Origin of the sequence: Cytobacillus oceanisediminis 2691 (assembly GCF_007678455.1) — a bacterium.
GTDB classification, from domain to species: domain Bacteria; phylum Bacillota; class Bacilli; order Bacillales; family Cytobacillaceae; genus Mesobacillus; species Mesobacillus oceanisediminis_A.
In genome coordinates, this window is record NZ_VEEP01000002.1 from 193,186 (window position 1) to 213,192 (window position 20,007).

The window sequence follows — 20,007 nt, forward strand, 5'->3', positions numbered from 1 at the left end:
CATCACCTTCATGACGGACACTTTTTGTTTGGTTTCATCAATTTCTGTCCGTCATCGCCATCATGATGGACAGATTACCTTGCATTTCACAGATTTTTGTCCGTCATCCACCTCATGAAGGACACTTTTTCTTGGATTTCACCGATTTCTGTCCATCATCATCCTTATGATGGACACTTTCCCTTGCATTTCCCCGATTTCTGTCCGTCATCGCCATCATGACGGACACTTTCTCCTGGATTGCCTCAATTTCTGTCCATCCTTTTTCCTCTTAAAGGGCATTATCCCGGCTGCCTTCTGTCATCTTTCACTCAAAAGTAAAGCGCCCTCCGAGTGGGGGCGCTTGTTGTTAGTGATATCCGTTGGATCCGTTTGCTGAGCCTGATGTTTTCTGGCTGTGGTTGCTTTTGCCTTTTTGCTTGGTGCTTCCGTCTTTTTTCGTTTTCTTTGCCATCCTGAATTCCCCCTGTCATAAAAAGTGAGGAGCATTCCTCCCCTTTATCATTTGCTAAAACAGCGTACCTTACAGAGGTAATTTCAGGAGTCAATGACATCAGCAGCCGGCTTTCTTTTCACTGAAATAGGCATTGATTTCCCCGCCAATGATTATAATATACGCTGACAAATAGAGCCAGATCATCAGTACGATAATCGCGCCGATGCTTCCGTACGTTGCGGTGTAGGAAGCAAAGTTGCTGACATAGTAGGAGAATCCGAGTGATACCAGCACCCATCCTCCAGTCGCAAAAACGGATCCAGGCAACCCGCTTATGCAAGTCAGCTTTTTATTTGGTGCGATCCAGTATAACCCGAGAAAAACAATAAAAAGAATCAAGATACTGGTCAGCCAGCGCAGCATGTTCCAGACATAGATGAACTCTTCCCTCAGTCCAAAGTTCGCGAACAGCCAGCTGCCTATTTCTTTGCCGAATACCGGCAAAATCAAAGCGACGAGGAAGACAAATATCATCCCGAACGTTAAAAAAATGGCCATTAACCGGCTTACGATAAACGATCTTGTTTCCTCTACCCGGTAGGCTCGGTTAAATGCCCTTACAATCGCATTGATTCCATTCGAAGCAGACCAAATGGTCGCCAGCAATCCGAAAGACAACAACTTTCCATCTTTTTTCATGATATCCTCCAGGCTGTTTTTGATTAGATCCATCGATTCTCCTGGAGCATAATCATCAAAAAATCCAAGGATATCCATTTCTGAAATTGGCAAATATGGAACCAATGTGACCAGAAAGATCAAAAGCGGAAACAAGGAAAGCAACAAGAAGTATGCAAGCTGGGCAGCAAGTGCCGGAACATCGTCTTCCTGTATCCTGTGCCACATTTGCCTGAAAAATGACATATCAATCATTGATTCACCTCTTTTTTAGCTTCCATGCTCCTGCCAGTGATCAGCCTATCCATCATTCTTGTCCATCTATATGCTGCTTTGTATCTCCTGATGCTGCTAATTTCCTCAATGACTCTTTTGTCCCTTTCACCAATTCGGTAATCTGGGGCGGCACATCTTTGATCTCTTCAACTTTTTCCGTGATGAACGCAACATCCTCTGTTACTTGTTCCACTGTAGTACGGACTTTATTCGCTGTTTCTTTAATGTCATCGATGAATGCATTCGGATTTTTAACAACATACGCAACTCCGCACGATACCTTGCTGAAATCCTCTTTTACCGCCTGGCGCGTCGATTTTTCCAGAAGGCTTACTGCACCCCCGGCCATTGCACCTAAAAACATCCCCATCCAAAACCTTTTTGAACTGCCCATTTTTCTCCTCCTAATATCTTGCTTCTCATTTCGCAGACAAGACTTGCCTGTCACCTACCTAACATTTTCCACGATAGACATCACTTCATGCAAGCGCGCAGAAAAAAATTTCAAATAATCCAGAAAAAGAATAACTTTTTAAACATCGTCAAACGTCTTGGGAACAGTGAATACAGTGGAAATTCAAAGATTTACCTGATTGATATTGCTTGACTCAGAATAATTATCAGAATATTCTTGTTAGAGAACATTTTATGAAGATAATTTTATAAGGGGGGCACACTATGACATTTGAGGAATGGATTGGAAAAATTAGCGGCTGGGTTTGGGGACCCCCTCTCTTGATTTTACTTGTCGGGACTGGAATCTACCTGACCATCCGCATTGGCTTTCTGCAGATTAGGCTGCTGCCTTACTCGCTTAAGCTGGCTTTTTCGAAAAAACAGGATAAACGGTCTGACGGTGATATTTCTCATTTTCAGGCTTTGATGACGGCACTTGCTGCGACAGTTGGCACTGGTAATATCGCCGGCGTGGCGACAGCAATTTTCACTGGGGGACCTGGCGCGGTGTTCTGGATGTGGATTACAGCCTTTTTTGGAATGGCCACGAAATATGCAGAAGCTGTCCTGGCTGTAAAATACCGGGTTGAAGACAAGGATGGCGAGATGTCCGGCGGCCCAATGTATTATCTTGAACGCGGGCTAGGCCAAAAATGGCTTGGGGTCTTATTCGCGCTATTTGGCGCAGTCGCGGCTTTTGGAATCGGCAATCTTGTTCAGTCGAATTCAGTAGCCAGTGTCGTACAGTCGACCTTTTCAGTGCCGGCATGGGTTACAGGTCTAGTCTTGACGATTTTTACTGCTCTTGTCCTAATTGGCGGGATCAAGAGCATCGGGAAGGTGACCGCCCTGTTTGTACCAGTGATGGCCGGATTCTACCTCATCGCGGGTCTTGTCGTCATGATTATGAACTTTGATCTTGTACCAGCCGCTATTGGACTTATTTTTACAGATGCATTCACAGGGGAAGCCGTGGCTGGCGGTGCACTTGGAACTGTCATTCGGATGGGTGTTGCCCGCGGTGTATTCTCGAATGAAGCCGGTCTTGGTTCCGCACCGATCGCTGCTGCTGCAGCCAAGACAGATTTGCCTGGGCGCCAGGCACTTGTATCGATGACCCAGGTGTTCATCGATACAATCGTCATCTGCTCAATCACCGGAATCACCATCGTCATGGGCGGTTTGTATACGGGCGATACGACGGCAGCTGACCTGACCTCAGCGACCTTTGACAAGTTCCTTGGCCAGTCAGGTTCAGTAATTGTGGCGATTGGGCTGTTGTTCTTCGCTTCATCAACGATCATCGGCTGGTCTTATTACGGGGAAAAATGCTTCTCCTATCTCTTCAGCAAAAATGTGATTTTATACTACCGCATCGCATTTGTCGCTGCTGTGTTCGTCGGTGCGATTTCCCAGCTTGAAATCGTTTGGGGTGTCGCCGATGTGATGAATGGCCTGATGGCATTCCCGAACCTGATTGGACTTCTCGGATTGTCCGGCGTTGTTGTAGTGGAAACAAGGAAAATTTTGAACACGATCAAGGAAGAGAAAAAAGAGGAAAAATCGTTAAGTGCATAATGACAAATCCGGCGTCAACTGGCGCCGGATTTGTAATTGACTTTTTTTGACGGACATGGAAAGATGGTTGTACAACCATTGAAAGGATGAACGGCGTGGACTTAACTAAAAATTCCCCTGAAAACGTTGACTACATGATTGAAAAAATCAAGGAAAAATTGAATGTCATGAACCTCGGCGCAATCAAGTCGACACATTTTGACGGCGAGATGTATGAAGAACTCAAGGAAATCTTTGATATGATCATGCGAAAAAACACCTTCAGCCCGAATGAAATGCAGGCAATCGCTGAAGAGCTAGGAAACTTGAGAAAGCAATAATTGGAGCAGGCACTGGCTATGATACGGTGCCTGTTTTTTTATTCTGAGAAAAATGTCAAAACTTTTTTGTTTCCACTACGCATATATTGTTATACGATAGTGTTATTACTTTTCAAGGGGAGTGAGAACCGTGAAAAAGCTGACTATGTCCGCGCTCAGCCTGTTTATCCTGTTTTTACTTGCTCACGGAACCCTTCCAGCACAAAAAAACCTAGCAGTAGACGCCAAATCAAAAGTCATTCTTCCCATGGAACAAGTCCATGAACAACTGCCAGGTCCTGATTTGGATGATAAGAAAATTCTTTTCATCCTGAATGTATTCGTTCTTACTATTTCAACTATCACTTTCACACAAATTAATCACAGGGTAATAAAATTTGGAAGCCAATTTTCATTCTTGACGGCAGTCTTTTTTCAATCGAATTATGTGATTAAGTCTCCTTGATGATCAGAATAAAAAATCAAGGAGGAATGGATATGTGGTTTCGATTCTTAATGATTGGGTTCTTTTCCCTGACAGCGTTCAGCTTTATGTTTTATCAGGGTGTAGAGTTTTATCAAGCGTTCATCGATTTCTTCAAACAGAATAAGTAAATGTTCGATAGAACAAAAAGCGCAAGCGCCTTGTTCAGCCCCGACAAGCGCTGGAGGGCCTGACAGTGAAGTCGTTCTTTGACTTCATTGGCAGGACCGAAGCGTCTCGAGGGGCTAGGCGCTGGAGCTGGATTAAGACTCCCATATGTAGTTATCCACACAAAAATACTTTTATAATTTCTAAACAACAAGGAAACGGTCCCCCACTTGGAGGACTGTTTCTTCATTTTAGGCTGCCTCCATCCAGTCTTCACTCATCACTTCTGCATAAAAGCTGAGAAACTCCTTAAAGAATGGAAGGGTAATTTTCGTTTCTGCATTATCGAGCATCGGCTTCAAGACCGGCTTGATGAACCGGGCCAGCATCTCTGCTTCTATTTCTTCAAGCTGCTTTAGGTAATCCTGATTACCTTCTTGCTCTGCCTTGATTTCCCCCTGTAAAATCGAACTCATGAACGCGGTCATACTGCCGAAGTGATCTGGCAGCCGATCCTGCTCGAGCGGGAAGTAAAAAGCAGTTTTTTCATAAAGGCCGATCAAGCACAGCAGCTCATGCCTGCGGGCTTCTTCATCTTCATTTTTCTTCGAATAGGATGAAAAGTAAGGGGAGACAAAGTGTTCTCCAGGTATGAAAAAGTGATTGTCATACCAGAGCTGCACCTCATCCCGATTATATAAGGAATGAAATGTAAGCTCCCTCCGCATTCCCTCAGGGATTTCGTTCATGAATGCTTCATAGGTGTCCCAGTCCCCAAGCCAGATGCTTGTCATGATATTCGCAATCGCCAGCTTTCCATATCGTTCTTCCATTATTGTCTCCACCTTTACTTTAAAGAAATTTCAGGGCTTCCACCCCAATGATATTAAGCCTTTTCAACATCCACGAATACGTCCTGCTGTGCCGGGCCGCCAATCAGCAAGTCTGCGAGATAGCCTTCAAAGTAGCTGCCATCTCGATCAGACAAGGCGTTAACAGAGAATCCCTGCCCACGAGGCTTAGCATATCCTGATTCCTCATGGAGCGGCTTATTGAATTCATAGCCAGTATGGCCGTATTTGCCGGCTGGCTCGATTGTTTTGCCGTCCACTTTGACTGCTTTTGAGCCATATGCATCATGACCGAAGCTGAAGTTCGCTCCAACGACACCTGGCTTGATTCCCGGTGTCACGAGTGCACGCCCTTTAACTTTTGAGTTATTAGATGAAATGTAGATTTCATCATCAGTCTGGATGCCTTTTTTCTTCGCGTCGATCGGATTGATCCACAGATAGTTTTCCGGCTTCACTTCACGCAGCCATGTATTACCTTCCGTACGGTGCGTTGCCATATTCCTTGATTTCCAGTTAATGAATTGCAGCGGTTTGTTTGGCTTGTAGACTTCGCCATCGTATGTCTTTATTTCCTCAGCTACCGGCACGCCTTCAAAGAATTTGCCTGTGTAAGCACTCTTGAAGCCTGCTGCCTTTTCGTCGTAAAAATAAACCTGTTTAGCCCATTGATACTTAAGTTTGTTTCCGATATATTCATCTCCTGCTGCCTCAAAGCGTCCACCGCGGTTCAGTACGTAGACGACTTTCTTCCATTCTTCCGGTTTGACAGCATTTTTTAGCTTCTGGATGTCAAAATATTTGCCGAGTGCCTTCTGCCTTGCTTTTTCGAAAATCGCCAGCTCTTCCGCATTTGCATCCTTGACAGGTTTCTGGCCGTCAAATGCGATGTTCACAACCCGTTTAAGGTAGTAGTCTTCTGGGTTGTGTATTGCTGAACCATCAGCCAGCGCATTGTCTCCGACACCTGGCAATCCCATTCCTTTTAAAAGATCGATATAGACCTGTTCCGTTGGACGCGCGTCAGGAACCACTCTAGTCACCGGCTGGATGATACCAGCAAATTTATGCTTGAGGATTGGGAAAATGTCTTCCGCATTCCAACTTTCAAGATAAGCAAGATCCGGTAAGATGAAATCTGCATACTTTGAAGTCTCACCAATAATCACATCAGATGCTACAACCAGTTCAACAACCTTAGGATCCCTGATGAATTTAGCCTGCATCTCGGATCTTGGCGCAGCCATTACCGGGGAAGTCCTGTTGATCAGCAAAGCCCTGATTTTATACGGATAGCCTTCCGCAGAGCTTGGGAGCACGTCGTGGATCAGTTTATTGCCAAACGGGTACCATGGACGTTTTGCAGGATAGCCATCCTTTTCGAATAAGGATGTTTTTTCATATGGAATCTTATGCCTTGTTACCGGGATACCCCAGCCTTTGTTAGCATTCGGTACAGACGCAAGATCATAGCGTCCTTCAGTTGCTTTGTATTTGGCGCCGAGAACGGTGTCGCCGCCCTTCCAGTCGTGGTTGCCGACAAGGTGGTTCAGCATATTGATGGCACGGACACTGTAATAGCCATTTGTGTGCATTGCCGGACCGCGGTATGCATGGATTCCAACCTTTTTACCGTGAGATGTGAATTCGCGTGCAATCTGGACAATCTGCTCCACCGGTACATCTGCCTGTTTCGCGTATTCTTCGATTGATTTTTCCATGACCCTGTCTTTAAAAATCCTGAAGACGGATTTCACCTGGATGCCGTTGATCGTTGTATCAATATCCAGGTCGCCATTGCGAGCTTTCGTATGCAGCACAGGTTTGCCATTTTCGATGACAACAAACTCCTCGCCCCCGATGCCCAGATCCTTGGCACGGACGAACGGGCGCTTCTTATCCCCGGCATTGACAAGGAAGGATGCATCACTCCAGGTTGTTTCGCCATCTACATTCGCTGCTTCTTGGTTCGGGTTTCGCAGGTAAATATCGTCATAGCGATTGTTTTCAATGATCCAGCGGCACATCGCCATTGCCAGCGCCCCATCACCGCCCGGTTTTACCGGAACCCATACATGCGCTTTCTCAGCTGTCTTGCTGAAACGCGGATCGATGACAACCATCTTCATGCCGCGATCGATGGCATTAGTGATCTGCGGTGCGAAAGTTGTCGGTCCCCGGTTAGCGACCATCGGATTTGTTCCCCAGACGATGACCATCTCAGCGTTGTCATAATCGGGAATCATCCGTTTCTTTGGCTTTTCGGCATCATGCGAGCGGGCATTGCCCATTACACTGGTGATTCCGCAATATCCGCCGTGATCGTAAAAGTTGGCTGTACCAAGACTGTTGACAGCCAGACGCTCGATGAATTCGCGTCTGTGTCCGGCCATAACGGCAATTTGGTTGGCCTTTGGCCCAAGGTCAGGATGGTTTGTATCAATCAGGATATCTTTGTATTTTTTATCGAATTCAGCTTTGGTCATTTCTCCTGCTTTCAGTTTATCCCAGTCTCCCATGACCGCTTCTTCGGGTGCAAACTTCCACATTTCTTTTAGCCCTGGAGTGCGAAGATCCTTGCTGCCCTCAAGGATTTCCTTATAAGCCTGTTCCCAAGTGACCGTTTTCCAGACACCGCTGCCTCGCTCCCCGACACGCTTGAGCGGCTTTTGGATCCGGAAGGCATCATAGTTGCTCTGGATGCCGGCCTGGCCTTTAAGACAGGTGCGTCCGCCGCGGAGACCGCGTCCCATTTTAGCGACATTGCCGGTTCCTTTTACAGCCTGGGATACTGGAGTATCGTAGTTGATATGGCCGATTTGAACCATGTTGATTGGGCTGTACTGGTTGCCGGCAATCTTGCGGACGATGGATGAGTAAGCTCCGCCTGCCGCCCCGGCTGTAATATAAGTCTTAATCGTACATGTCGCATTACATTGCTGGCATGATGTGAAGATGACATTTTCTGCTGTATAATCCTGATAATCGGTGCCGGTTCCATGTGGTTCATCCGTCCAGACACCGCCCATGACCTGCTTGATTGGCCCGACGAAAGCCGGACCGACAAACGCGACCGCACTCAGCGTACCGAGCGCTTTTAAAAACCCACGCCGTTTCATTGGTTTATTTTCCATTATGGCTCACCTCGTCAGAAGTTTCTTCGATTGGCAGCAGCAGCTCGCCGAATGAATAGATTAAGAGTCCCATTGCCACGACACCGACACTGACCATCCATTCCCGAATCGTTGGTGCGTAATTGCCCCAGGGCAGTTCGTGGAAAACTGGCACGACAAGCGGCGGAACAACAATGTTGAAGCGGACGCCGATGATCCCGATGACGATAAGGACAGCTGCTGCAAGCAGTGCATTGACGTTTTGGCTTGTTTTTTTCCAGAAAACGATTGTAATCGGAATGACTGCTCCAAGGAACATTTGCACGAACCAGAACGACCATGCTTTTTCACTGGCCATCATTGTCGCAAGCGTATCAAGGTGTTCTGCCTCAAGTCCGTACCAGCCAATCAGATATTCATAGAATTGAAGGCCAAGGTCAATGATCAGAAACCCGACCATCAATTTTGCAAGCGATACAACCATGTTTTTATCTATTTCCTGCTTCTGGACTTTTTTCTTGATGATATACATCGCTAAAAGAAGAGCCGTTCCAGAAACCATTGCCGATACGACGAAAATGATCGGGAAAAGTGCTGTATTCCAGGCCGGACGTGCTTTTACAACAGCGAAAATCGTTCCTGTTCCGCCGTGCACCCCAAGGATCGCCAGCGGGATCCCGATTGTACCAAGGATTTTCATCCACATATGGTCACGCTTTTTCGTCGCTGCATTGATAGTCGCATTTTTGAAGGTGATGAATCTTGCGATAAAGCCTTTCAATGAGTTTGTTTTTGCCGCGCGGACGAGATCTTCCCTCATCGCGATATAAAGCTCAACTGTTAACAGCCCAATATACACCAGGTAAAAGTGGACTTCCCAGGCAAGCGGTGATGTGACATTCCAGTAGATGATCGCGTTGAGCATTCGCTCCGGACGGCCAAGGTCCATCAGCACGAAGGTCAGCGCGACGATCATACAGACAATCGCGGTGAAAAGTGCCGCCTTTCCGACCCGTTCGTATTCTTCCATCCCGAAAACGTAGATCAGGGTCGACAGCAGGAATGAACCCGCGCTGAGGCCGACGAAGAAGATGTAAAAAGCGATCCAGGCTCCCCAAGGGGTAATGCTTGATAGATTCGTAGCCGCAAGCCCCGTGAAGAAGCGTTCTATGATGAAATACCCGCCGATCAAAAAGGCTACAGTCAGGGCAGAAATCCATATTTTAAAAGCTTTTGACACAGTGACATTGATTTTCGATTTTGATGTGCTTTTCTCTTTTAAATCAACAGCAAGATTGGCCATCGCCAGTCCCTCCTATCTTAGATAAATGACATTCGGATGTGTTCCAAGCTCTTCCTTCAGGCGGAAAGCTCTTGGACTTGCAGCAAGCTTTGATACCACGCTGTTCGGATCGCTGATGTCTCCGAAGAAGCGGGCATCGCCAATGCACGTTTCCACGCATGCTGGCTCTTCGCCCCTTTGCAGTCGGTGGAAGCAGAAGCTGCATTTACGGACCGTGCCTATTGGTGTCTTGCCTTTTTCGCGGTTGCCGCGCTCGACGCCATATTCAGGGCTTGTTACATCATTTGCGCCTTGCACTTCCTGCTCATAGCTTTCGCCAAAATCGAATGAACGGGCGCCATACGGGCAGGCAACGATGCAATAACGGCAGCCAATGCAGCGGTCATTATCAATCGCGACAATGCCGTTTTCCATTTTATAAGTCGCCCTTGTCGGACAAACCTGGGCACAAGCTGGTTTGTCACATTGCATGCATGGCCTTGGCAGGTTGACTGCCTTGATATTCGGGAACTCACCTTCAAGCGATTCCATGACGACGTTGTAGGAGATGCCCGGCGGCGTCCTGTTCTCTGCCTTGCAGCTGACGGTACACGTATCACAGCCAACGCATTTTTTCAGGTCGATGACCATCGCCCATTTCGGGCCGTCACCCTTCCTAATGTCTGGTCCATCACCAGATGCATAATAGTTGCCAAATTCCTTTGTCAGCGATGAAGAGTAGATTTTATGGAAGTCTTCGATTTTCAGTTTGCCGCTGATGACCTTTCTGGCATCGCGCGCCATGTTCAGGCCAAGCTCTGTGTCATACTGTGATTCATCCATTTCCTTCTGTGCGTCCGGCAGCATCTTGTCGACGATTTTGTCGTAATCTACCTTTTTCTCATTTGAAAAAAGACCCATTTTACGTCACCTCTTTTTATGCGTTTAGATTTCTCTCTTGATTTCCTTGATGTCATCCACAATGTCGTCAGTAATATCACTAGTCAGCTCACGCGTCGATTTCTTGAATTCCTTCAGCGTCTGGCCGAACGCCCTGCCGATTTCAGGCAGCTTTTTCGGGCCGAAGATGATCAACGCTAAAGTAAGGATCAAAATCAAACCAGGAATACCAATATTGGATAGCATGTTGCCACTTCCTTTTTTATTTTTTCTTGCCTATTTATATTGCAAGCTGCGTGCCAACTTTTTTGGCATGGAGTGTTTTCGGATGAATGGGTATTGCGATTCCTTGGGGCAGTAAGGCTCGCGGATTCGTGACACTTCTGTGAACAAGAAAAAGCATCTGAAACCGATTTTAATCGCCTGTTTCAGACGCTGTTTGTGTGCCATTTTGTCATGATGCTGCAATTTTGGCATGTGACATTTTGGCATGGTGTGCAGGAATGACATACGCTTTGGTGAGTTTGATTAATCCCATAAGGGGAAGTTCTTTCCCGGGGTATAGATTCTTCCTTTGGTGGAACCGCTGCTATCTAGGTCTAACGCCGAAAGCAGCCTTTTTGACTGGTGGATGGATGAGATTTGGAGGAAATCGCTGAATTGTCTGCTCGTAATAGCAGGACCAAATATGATGAAGAAATCTCTAAGTGCTTCTATCTGAGCATCTCTTGATAAATGGCCGCATTTTTCACAAATCCAGTTGCCATAAATTTTTTTCATGCCGATCTGCTGGCACTCCGGACATTGGACTCCTTTCTTTACTTGATCCATAGGCAAATTCATTGAAGGAATATCAGGAATATATGGTTCATGGCTTTTCAATAGCAGCTTGGTGATTTTTCTTATTTCCTTTATTGATAAAACCTCATTTTTATATTTGTCATTAAAGGACTGAATCTTATAGGCAACAGCGGGAGTTTTACAAACTCTTACTCTTACATCATGGTGGTTTCCAGGATTCCTGATAATTGCCTGTGAGTTGCTAATAGAAACAAGGAATTCAATAGGAGGTGGGGAAAAATGATTTTTAATTAGGAAGGATTTTAATTGCGCAGCTTGGGTTCTTGTTTGCAGTATGGGATCAGGGTAGACCTTTTCAATTCCATTCAAAGTTTGAAGCAAATAGTTGAATTCCGGATGAAAGTCCAAAGTGCCAGCGAAATTTTTTGAGTCAATGACAAGCATGAAGGTTTCTGATATCAAGAGGGAATCAATCTGGAAGTGGGTATTATTATGGGGAATTCTTAAATCGTGTAAAATATAGAATCTTGTGTGGTCAAATTGCGATAAATGATAGTCTAGTTCTTTTTCACCTTTGTAGCCTGCTGATTTTCTTGATAATTTGCTCTCAAGATCCGTTTGCAGCTGCGGATTTAAGGTAAATCTCCTTAAAATCGCCTTCAAAACAGTAATTTCTCTTGGAAAATCCCGTTTTTTTTCAATCAAGCACATCACTCCCTCTTATTTTTCTTCTATAATAATTCTCTTTTCACATTTTAAATTCCTTTTCTCTGTTCCATAAAATTTTTATAGCGAGTTTTTGGATTATATAGCGAGTTTCTATGTTTTATAGCGAGTTTTCATTTTTTATAGCGACTTTTTCGCTTTTATAGCGAGTTTTCATTTTTTATAGCGACTTTTTCTTTTATATAGCGAACTGGAAATTCCACGCGTTTTTTTCCAGTTCGCCGCCCACATACAAACTACTCTTTCAAATCATATTGGTCAATCTTCCGGTAGAGATTCCGCACACTGATGCCGAGCACATCTGCTGCTTTTGTTTTGTTCCAGTTCATCTGCTTCAAGGCGTTATCGATGTGTATTTTTTCGACTTCTTCAAGTGAGCAGAGTCTTGATTCCCCACCAGCGGGAGCAGCACCAACCGCAGCCTGTTTTGGCAAAAGCAAATCGTCGGTTTTAATCAGGCTGCCCTTCGACAAGAGCACGCCGCGTTCGATCAGGTGGCTGAGCTCGCGGACATTTCCCGGAAAATCATATTGCTCCATCGCAGCAAATGCTTCTGCCGACAACTGCTTCGACGGGTCTTTCGTCCTCACGATAAAATGCTCGATCAGTGCAGGCAAATCGCCTTTCCGTTCGCGCAGCGGCGGGATCGTCAGCTTGACGACATTTAACCGGTAATATAGGTCTTCACGGAATCGCCCCTCGGCAACTTCTTTTTCCATGTCCCGGTTGGTGGCGGCGACGACGCGGACGGTCACATGGCGCTCGCGGACATCGCCGACACGCCGGAATTCACCTGTTTCGAGGAACCGCAGCAATTTTACCTGAAGCGCCAGCGGCATTTCACCCAACTCATCCAAAAACAGTGTTCCGCCTTTTGCCGCTTCGACGAGGCCTTTCTTATCCTGGCTCGCTCCGGTAAAAGCGCCACGGGCGTGGCCGAACAATTCACTCTCCAACAAGTGCTCAGGCAGCGCACCGGAGTTCACGGGCACAAATGGCTCATCAGCGCGGCAGCTCCAGTAATGGAGAGCCTTCGCGAACAGCTCCTTCCCAGTGCCGCTTTCGCCCTCAATCAGGACAGGCACGTCGCTGTCGGCAATCCGTCTCGTCATCTCGATCACTTCTTTAAAATTGGCACTGTCACCAATTATCCTGAATTCATTATGCTGTGCGATGATTTTCTTCATTGAGTCGTTTTTCTCTTTGAGTGCCTTATTTTCAGCAGCCTTCCCTATCGTCAATTCCAACTCTGACAGATTATATGGCTTGGTGATATAATCAAAGGCGCCCATCTTCATCGCTTCAATGGCGGTATCAATCGTCCCGTGCCCGGTCAAGATCAACACTTCGATATCGGGCTGAATCTTCTTCGTTTCTTTTAACAGCTCGATGCCATCCATGCCTGGAAGTCTGATATCATAAACGCCGATGTCGTATTCATTCTTTTTCACAAGCTCGAGTGCATCCTCAGCCGTACCCGCGCTGTCCACATCGAACCCCTTACGCCTCAGCCGCCTTACCAATAGCTCCAGCAAATCCTGTTCATCATCAACGACCAATAATCTTGTTGCTGACATCGTAGCCCACCTCCATTGTTTCTAGTCCAGAATACAGGTTAGCGTCTATTTGCTGTCTGGAAAAACCTCGTCCGCCTTCCTCTGACTGATCTTCGCCTTTTATTCCCGCTCGCAGTTCTGCCGGCAGCTGAATTTCCACCGTTGTTCCTTCCTCTGGTTTGCTGTCAATCGTGATTGTCCCGCCAAATTGCTGGATGATGCCATAGCAGACGGACAGTCCAAGTCCGGTTCCTTTGCCGATTGGCTTCGTTGTGAAGAATGGATCGAACAATTTATCCATCGCTTCGGCCGGGATTCCATGGCCGCTGTCGGTCACTTTGATGGAAACCTGCCCCTCATCATCTGCCGAAGCGGAGACGAGCAGTCTTCCTTCGCTCTCCATCGCATCGACTGCGTTGTTAATCAGGTTGACGATGACTTGCATCAGTTTTAGTCCATCACCGGTAACCATTGGCAGCGAATCAGGGACTCGAAGCTCAAGCTGAATCCGCTGCTTTTTCAGCTGGTGTTCGACAAGGCTGATGCTGCTTTCAATGATTTCCCTGATGTGGATGTGTTCTTGTGTCCAATCGTTTTTCCTTGAAAAATTAAGCAGATTCCCGGTGATCTTTTTGCAGCGCTCAGTGTTCTCCTTGATTTTACGAAGATAGTGCTCCATCTCATCCTCATCCAAATCTTCGTCGCCTGCCTGGATTCGGTCAATCAAGTCCTCCGCATACACATTGATTGTTGCCAGCGGATTGTTAACTTCGTGCGCGAAGCTCGATGCCATGATGCCAAGCGCGCTCAGTTTATCAGTTTGGATCATCGTTTCTTCCATTTGTTTTTGCTCGGTGATATCCTCGAGCACGACGAGGAATTCGCCTTCTTCCTCAATCGCGTGATTCAGCGGGAACACCCTGTGCCTGAATATCCGCTCGCCATTAGGCCCATCCTTGAACTTCATGACTTCATCGGCAATTTTATCAAGGTCTGGACAAGTAATCGGACAGTTCAGGCATGGCGTATTCTCCCCGCCAATCAAGGCATAACAAGGGAGCGTAAGCCGGTCTTCTTTTAACCAGCCTTTTAAAATCGGGTTCATCCAGGTGATCCGGTACTCTTTCGTCACGAGCGCCAGTCCCGCGCCAATCCCGTTCACCACGACATTGAGCCTTTCCTTCTCCTGCTCAAGCAATCTTGATTTTTCGAGCAGCTCCTTGCTCATGTCGTTGAAGGAATCTGCGAGTTTCCCGAGTTCATCGGTGCGCCTCATTTTCACAGGACTGATTTTACGTCCCTGCTTCAAATTGTTCATTTCCCGGTCAATCGAAACGATCGGCCTTGTAAAATAAAGGCCCGCCCATACACTGATCAGGCTCACCGTCAAGATCAGGAGGGCGACAGCACCTATGCCGCTTTGCAATATCCTGTTGATGGGAGCAAACGCAGTCGTTTTCGGCTGCTCCATCACGAGAATCCAGTTCAAGTCTTCAATTTTCGCTGTCACGCCAATTTCATCATGGCCTCCAGAAGGTTGTTTATGCCAGATTTTGCTGTAATCCTGATGGGCGATGACACGGTCTTCATCATCAACCAGATAGATATAGGAAGAATGATCCTGGCGCATTGAAGATATTTTCCCGATGATTTTTTGGAGCTGGACTACTACCCCAATCGCTTTCTTTGTGCCATTTTCATAAAATGGGATTGCCAGTTTCATGACCGGCTGGCCATACTGGTTGAAGTCTACCTGGCCATATACCTTATCGCGGGTCTGCAGCTGGAACCACATATCATCCGTGAACCAGCGCTCCATGCTTCCAGCGATATTGAGATCATATCGGGACACCCGTTGCTCCACAAAACCTTTATCATCCGCGATCACAACCTCCTCGACAGATTCGCTTTGCTGCAAAAGCTCATATAAAGCACTTTGCTTTTTATCTAATAGATTGAGAGATACAAGGACCTGAATCCGCTGAAATGTCTGGCTGAATTCAAATTCAATCTCACGGGACAAATTCTCAAGCACAAGATCCTGTTTTTCCATGATCCGCGTTTCCAAATCCGCTTTTACAAAAGAATAATAAAATAAGCTGATGAGCAGCAGCGGAATGGTCGACATGGCCACTCCAAACACAAGGACCTTATTCCGGATTGTCTGCGATTGCATAAAATCAGTCATTGCTTTCATTGACTTCGGCCTCCTTGCACTTCGGGATGGATCAGCTCTGCCAACTTCAGCAAATCGTCATTATATTTGACGCCAAGTGCGTCCTTTGTCTGCTGGTTGATGACAAAACGGATGCCATCCGGCAGTTCGACCGGAAGTTCTCCCGGCTTGTTTCCCTGAAGGATCAAGCTGACAAATCTTGCCGCCTGGTAGCCTTGTGAATGAAAGCTGGATCCGTAGCTTGCCAGGAGCCCCTTTTCCGCTTCAAAATCATATAATCCCATAGCAGGAATTTTTTTCTCTTCGGTCAGCCTGACAATGTCATCTGTCAGCGACTCGATCCTGAAACTGGGGAGGATCAGGATCGCCTCCTCATCTTTAACCGTTTTCCACAATGTATCCAGGCATTCCTTCGAACTTGCATCACATGGGGATATCTCCACACCAAGTGCCTGGGCAGCAATCCTTGTTTCTTTAAGGCTTAAGTTGCTGACGTCAATCTTGCTGTCATATATGACATGCACCCTTTCAGTTTTCGGAACCAGTGATGTCAGCATTTCAAGTCGTTTTCCAGAAATACTGGCATGATAGTTATTGATTCCGGTAAAAATCCCGCCAGGTGACTTGTAATCCTTTATCAAGCACAATTCCTTCGGTGCAGCAATACCTGCAAAAACAACAGGAATTTTGATTTTCTCCTTATCCAACTTTTCCTTTAGACGCAGGGATTCGATCCCTCCAAGCGTAACAATTAAATCTGGCTCATTTTTTAGTAGATCATCGATTTGCTTATCAAGCAGCTTTTCATCATCATCTGCATTCTTCACTGTAAAATGGATCTCCTTGCCGCTGTAACCGAGATCCTTAAGCCCTTTTTCCAGGCCAGTGAACTTTTCATGGCGATTTTCCCCGATCATCAGGACCCCAATTTCCTCAGGACCATCGCCCTTGAATCCAAGAAAAGCATATATAATAGCCGAAACGGCAACTGTCGTCAGGAAAAAGAAATACCACTTTGTTTTCACGTTTCGCGCCTCCATTTTCCGTATTCACTTTCACTATAACGGAAAAAGCAATGTAGCCATCTTGCAAAATAGGATAATTTTATGAACAACAAAAAAGGTCCCCCTCTATTAGAGGAGAACCTGATTTCAAGCTTTTACTTTTTTTCGACAGCATGTCCGCCGAATTCGTTCCTTAATGCAGCAACAACCTTGCCTGTGAAGGTATCATCTTCAAGTGAACGGTAGCGCATCATCAGTGACAGCGCGATGACTGGAGCTGCTGTTTGCAGGTCTAGTGCGGTTTCGACTGTCCATTTTCCTTCGCCTGATGAATGCATGACGCCTTTTATGCTTTCAAGCTTTGGCTCTTTTGAGAATGCGTTTTCCATCAGTTCCATCAGCCAGCTGCGGATGACAGAGCCGTGGTTCCAGACGCGTGAAACTTCTTTGTAATCGTAATCGAACTGGCTCTTCTCAAGGATTTCGAAGCCCTCTGCGATTGCCTGCATCATTCCGTATTCGATACCATTGTGAACCATCTTCAGGAAGTGGCCGCTTCCAACCTTACCTGTGTAAAGATAACCTTTTTCGATGGAAATGTCCTTGAAGATTGGCTCAACATGGGCAAAAACCTCTGCGTCGCCTCCAATCATTGTGCAAGCTCCATTGCGTGCGCCTTCCATTCCGCCGCTTGTTCCCACGTCCATAAAGTGGATGCCGGCAGCAGAAAGCTTTTCTGCACGTCTTAACGTATCTTTATAGTTGGAGTTTCCGCCATCAATCAGGATGTCACCTTCTTCAAGGTATGGTGTGAACTTCTCGATTACCTGGTCGATCAAATCACCAGCAGGAATCATCAGCCAGATGACGCGCGGCTTTGGCAGCATATCCGCCATTGCCTGATAGTCTGCTGCGATTTCAGCGCCTTCTGCTTTGATTTTCTGCATTGCTTCTTCATTTATATCATTCGCCACAACCTCATGGCCGTTTTCCATCAGATTCAATACCAAGTTATAGCCCATTTTACCAAGGCCAACCATTCCTAGTTTCACTTCGATGCACTCCTTTTTATGTAACTCTTTTCGTGCAGATTCTGCATAAGAAGAGAGCTTGAATATAATATGATAGTATCAAATATTTTTTCATATGTATATAAAATAGAAGAAAATAATTTTCACGCGTTAATATCTTTTAATGGAAATCGCTTCCCTGATTTTCTGCAGATTTCCTAAAGTCTGGTCTTGCCTGCGCACGGATACTGCCACATGGAGCACATCAATCAGGCTCAACTGGACGAGTCTGGATGCCAGTGCTTCAGACCGGAAAAGCGTCTCGCGGGATGTGGTATAGAGAACATAATCCGCTTCCTTTGACAGTGGGGACTTATAATGTCCGGTGATTGCGATGGTCGCTGCCCCATTAGCTTTTGCTATTTTTAACGCTTCTATGACATCTTTATTGCTGCCGCTATGCGAAATGCCGATCGCAGCCTGCCCGGGTCCAAGCAGCGCGGCAGAAATGATTTGCTGGTGTCCATCACTATGGGCATTGCAATGGATGCCTGTCCGCAGGAATTTATGATAGGCATCAAGCGCAATGGCTGATGAACCGCCTGATCCGTAAAAATCAATTTTCGAAGCTTGGACAAGAACATCGATAATCTTCTCAAGAACTTTGGCATCCAAAAGGTTTAGCGTTTCCTTCATGGCCTCGATATGCCCGGCGAACACTTTTTCCGCAAGCGTTACGACCTCATCCTCTTCTTTTATTTCTTCATGGATATTTTTGATCGGTTCCACGAGTTCACTAGCCAGGGCAATCTTGAAGGCTTGATATCCTCTGAACCCAAGCCGTTTGCAAAAGCGGAAAATGGTTGCTTCGGCAACAGAGGCATACTCCGCAAACTCCGTGATCGAGAGGTGGATGATATCCTGGGTGTTCTTCAATATATAATCTGCGACCGCCTTCTCCTTTGATGAAAGCGATGAGTAGATCGCTTTAATTTTAACGATGACATTTTGTCCATTCAGTTCACTGGCCATTTTTTTGCCCCCTTTTTTAACCACTTTATTTTACCAAAAGATTTTCATCATTATTTAAGCAGGATGAAAATTTTTTTCACACTTCGCAAAAAGAAAGGACCGAATTTTGGTTCAGCCCCATACATTTTTTAATCCTGATCCGTTAAGATAATCGGACCCTCCTTTGTGATTGCGATTGTGTGTTCATACTGGGCAGATAGGGTTCCATCAACCGTTCTTGCTGTCCATCCGTTTGAGTCCATTTTCGTCGGCCATTCTCCGACATTGACCATCGGTTCGATGGTGAACACCATGCCTTCCTTGAGTCTTGGCCCCTTGCCTGGGAAGCCATAATGAGGGATTTCCGGCTTTTCGTGAATGACCGAGCCGATCCCGTGGCCGATGAACTCGCGGACAACTGAAAATCCTTCTGCTTCAACATATGATTGGATCACATGGCCAATATCGCCAACCCGATTACCCTGTACGGAAGCAGCAATCCCGCGGTATAAGGCCTCTTTCGTCACATCCAACAGCTTTTGCGACTGTTCACTGATTTCTCCTACAGCATAGCTCCAGGCCGAATCAGCAAGGGCACCGTTCAGGTTGACGACCATGTCGATCGTCACAATGTCGCCCTCTTTCAAAGCCTCTTTCCGCGGAAAACCGTGGCAAACCTCATCATTGATGCTTGCGCATGTTGCATATTGATAATTCCGGTAGCCTTTTTGCTCTGGTGTGGCTCCATGCTTTTTCAGATAATCCTCAACAAATTGGTCAATTTCCCAGGTCGTCACCCCTGGCTTGATGATCTTGCGAAGCTCTTTATGCACAGAAGCAAGCAATTTTCCAGCTTCCTTCATGTTCTCAATCTCTCGAGCCGATTTCAAAACAATCATTCCGTCATCTCCCTGATTCATTTCACCCTCTATATTATCTTATACGTAAAATTTCGCAAAATGAACCAGTTCCTCACAAGGTAAAAGCAAATAGGCTTAGTTTACTTGATTACTATCACAGAAAATCCACTTTTAACGGTTTTAACAAATCTCTGCAATCATTTTTTATAGCGAGAATCTTATTTTATAGCGACTTTCTCGTAAATATAGCGATTTTTTCTTTTATATAGCGAGTTTCACCTTTTTATAGCGACTTTTTCTTTTATATAGCGAGTTTCCTCTTTTTATAGCGACTTTTTCTTTTATATAGCGACTTTTATGTTTCTCCAGTTTGCACACACAATAAAAAAACCCTTCTGCCTC

General features: G+C 46.0%; 17 protein-coding genes. 3 read left to right on the forward strand and 14 right to left on the reverse strand.

The features are described from left to right. Positions 1-553 precede the first annotated feature (553 nt). Both FS736_RS04510 and FS736_RS04515 read right to left on the reverse strand, forming a co-directional pair. Positions 554-1,369, reverse strand: coding sequence for a YihY/virulence factor BrkB family protein (locus FS736_RS04510; RefSeq protein WP_144475176.1), 816 nt, complete (start codon positions 1,367-1,369; stop codon positions 554-556). 52 nt (positions 1,370-1,421) lie between these two features. After that, on the reverse strand, positions 1,422-1,784 hold the full coding sequence (locus tag FS736_RS04515; protein WP_144475177.1) for a YtxH domain-containing protein: 363 nt from the start codon (positions 1,782-1,784) through the stop codon (positions 1,422-1,424). A 284-nt stretch (positions 1,785-2,068) separates the two neighbouring features. Between FS736_RS04515 and FS736_RS04520 the strand changes: the two genes are divergently transcribed. The 3 genes from FS736_RS04520 to FS736_RS04530 all read left to right on the forward strand — a co-directional run bounded on the left by FS736_RS04520 (position 2,069) and on the right by FS736_RS04530 (position 4,189). Continuing rightward, on the forward strand, positions 2,069-3,424 hold the full coding sequence (locus tag FS736_RS04520) for an alanine/glycine:cation symporter family protein (RefSeq protein WP_144475178.1): 1,356 nt from the start codon (positions 2,069-2,071) through the stop codon (positions 3,422-3,424). Between the two features lie 95 nt (positions 3,425-3,519). Then, positions 3,520-3,744, forward strand: coding sequence for a DUF1128 domain-containing protein (locus FS736_RS04525; protein ID WP_144475179.1), 225 nt, complete (start codon positions 3,520-3,522; stop codon positions 3,742-3,744). A gap of 130 nt (positions 3,745-3,874) precedes the next feature. Then, positions 3,875-4,189 carry a hypothetical protein gene (locus FS736_RS04530; protein ID WP_144475180.1) on the forward strand — a complete coding sequence of 105 codons (315 nt, stop codon included), beginning with the start codon at positions 3,875-3,877 and terminating at the stop codon, positions 4,187-4,189. A gap of 377 nt (positions 4,190-4,566) precedes the next feature. Here the strand turns inward: FS736_RS04530 and FS736_RS04535 are convergent, their stop codons facing one another. The 12 genes from FS736_RS04535 to map all read right to left on the reverse strand — a co-directional run bounded on the left by FS736_RS04535 (position 4,567) and on the right by map (position 19,644). Then, positions 4,567-5,148 carry a molecular chaperone TorD family protein gene (locus FS736_RS04535; RefSeq protein ID WP_144475181.1) on the reverse strand — a complete coding sequence of 194 codons (582 nt, stop codon included), beginning with the start codon at positions 5,146-5,148 and terminating at the stop codon, positions 4,567-4,569. A 53-nt stretch (positions 5,149-5,201) separates the two neighbouring features. Then, positions 5,202-8,300, reverse strand: coding sequence for a molybdopterin-dependent oxidoreductase (locus FS736_RS04540; protein WP_144475182.1), 3,099 nt, complete (start codon positions 8,298-8,300; stop codon positions 5,202-5,204). Further along, positions 8,290-9,582 carry an NrfD/PsrC family molybdoenzyme membrane anchor subunit gene (nrfD, locus tag FS736_RS04545; RefSeq protein ID WP_144475183.1) on the reverse strand — a complete coding sequence of 431 codons (1,293 nt, stop codon included), beginning with the start codon at positions 9,580-9,582 and terminating at the stop codon, positions 8,290-8,292. Before nrfD ends, FS736_RS04540 begins: the two co-directional genes overlap by 11 nt. A gap of 12 nt (positions 9,583-9,594) precedes the next feature. Next, on the reverse strand, positions 9,595-10,482 hold the full coding sequence (locus FS736_RS04550; protein ID WP_144475184.1) for a 4Fe-4S dicluster domain-containing protein: 888 nt from the start codon (positions 10,480-10,482) through the stop codon (positions 9,595-9,597). Positions 10,483-10,506: 24 nt separating this feature from the next. Further along, on the reverse strand, positions 10,507-10,707 hold the full coding sequence (gene tatA / locus FS736_RS04555) for a twin-arginine translocase TatA/TatE family subunit (protein WP_144475185.1): 201 nt from the start codon (positions 10,705-10,707) through the stop codon (positions 10,507-10,509). A gap of 282 nt (positions 10,708-10,989) precedes the next feature. Then, entirely contained in the window at positions 10,990-11,967 is a 978-nt protein-coding gene (locus tag FS736_RS04560) for a nuclease-related domain-containing protein (protein WP_186326656.1), read from the reverse strand. 257 nt (positions 11,968-12,224) lie between these two features. Continuing rightward, a complete protein-coding gene (locus FS736_RS04565) occupies positions 12,225-13,565 on the reverse strand; it encodes a sigma-54-dependent transcriptional regulator (protein ID WP_144475187.1) in 1,341 nt (446 codons plus the stop codon). After that, positions 13,537-15,741 (reverse strand): ATP-binding protein, encoded by a 2,205-nt coding sequence (locus FS736_RS04570; RefSeq protein ID WP_144475188.1) that lies wholly within the window; start codon positions 15,739-15,741, stop codon positions 13,537-13,539. Before FS736_RS04570 ends, FS736_RS04565 begins: the two co-directional genes overlap by 29 nt. Next, complete coding sequence (locus FS736_RS04575) at positions 15,738-16,745, reverse strand: ABC transporter substrate-binding protein (RefSeq protein ID WP_144475189.1); 1,008 nt, start codon at positions 16,743-16,745, stop codon at positions 15,738-15,740. Before FS736_RS04575 ends, FS736_RS04570 begins: the two co-directional genes overlap by 4 nt. Positions 16,746-16,879: 134 nt before the next feature. Continuing rightward, complete coding sequence (gene gnd / locus FS736_RS04580; protein WP_144475190.1) at positions 16,880-17,776, reverse strand: phosphogluconate dehydrogenase (NAD(+)-dependent, decarboxylating); 897 nt, start codon at positions 17,774-17,776, stop codon at positions 16,880-16,882. Between the two features lie 129 nt (positions 17,777-17,905). Further along, entirely contained in the window at positions 17,906-18,766 is an 861-nt protein-coding gene (locus FS736_RS04585) for a MurR/RpiR family transcriptional regulator (RefSeq protein ID WP_144475191.1), read from the reverse strand. 128 nt (positions 18,767-18,894) lie between these two features. Beyond that, the gene (gene map / locus FS736_RS04590; RefSeq protein WP_144475192.1) at positions 18,895-19,644 is read right to left on the reverse strand and encodes a type I methionyl aminopeptidase; all 750 of its coding nucleotides are present in this window, start codon (positions 19,642-19,644) and stop codon (positions 18,895-18,897) included. Positions 19,645-20,007 lie beyond the last annotated feature (363 nt).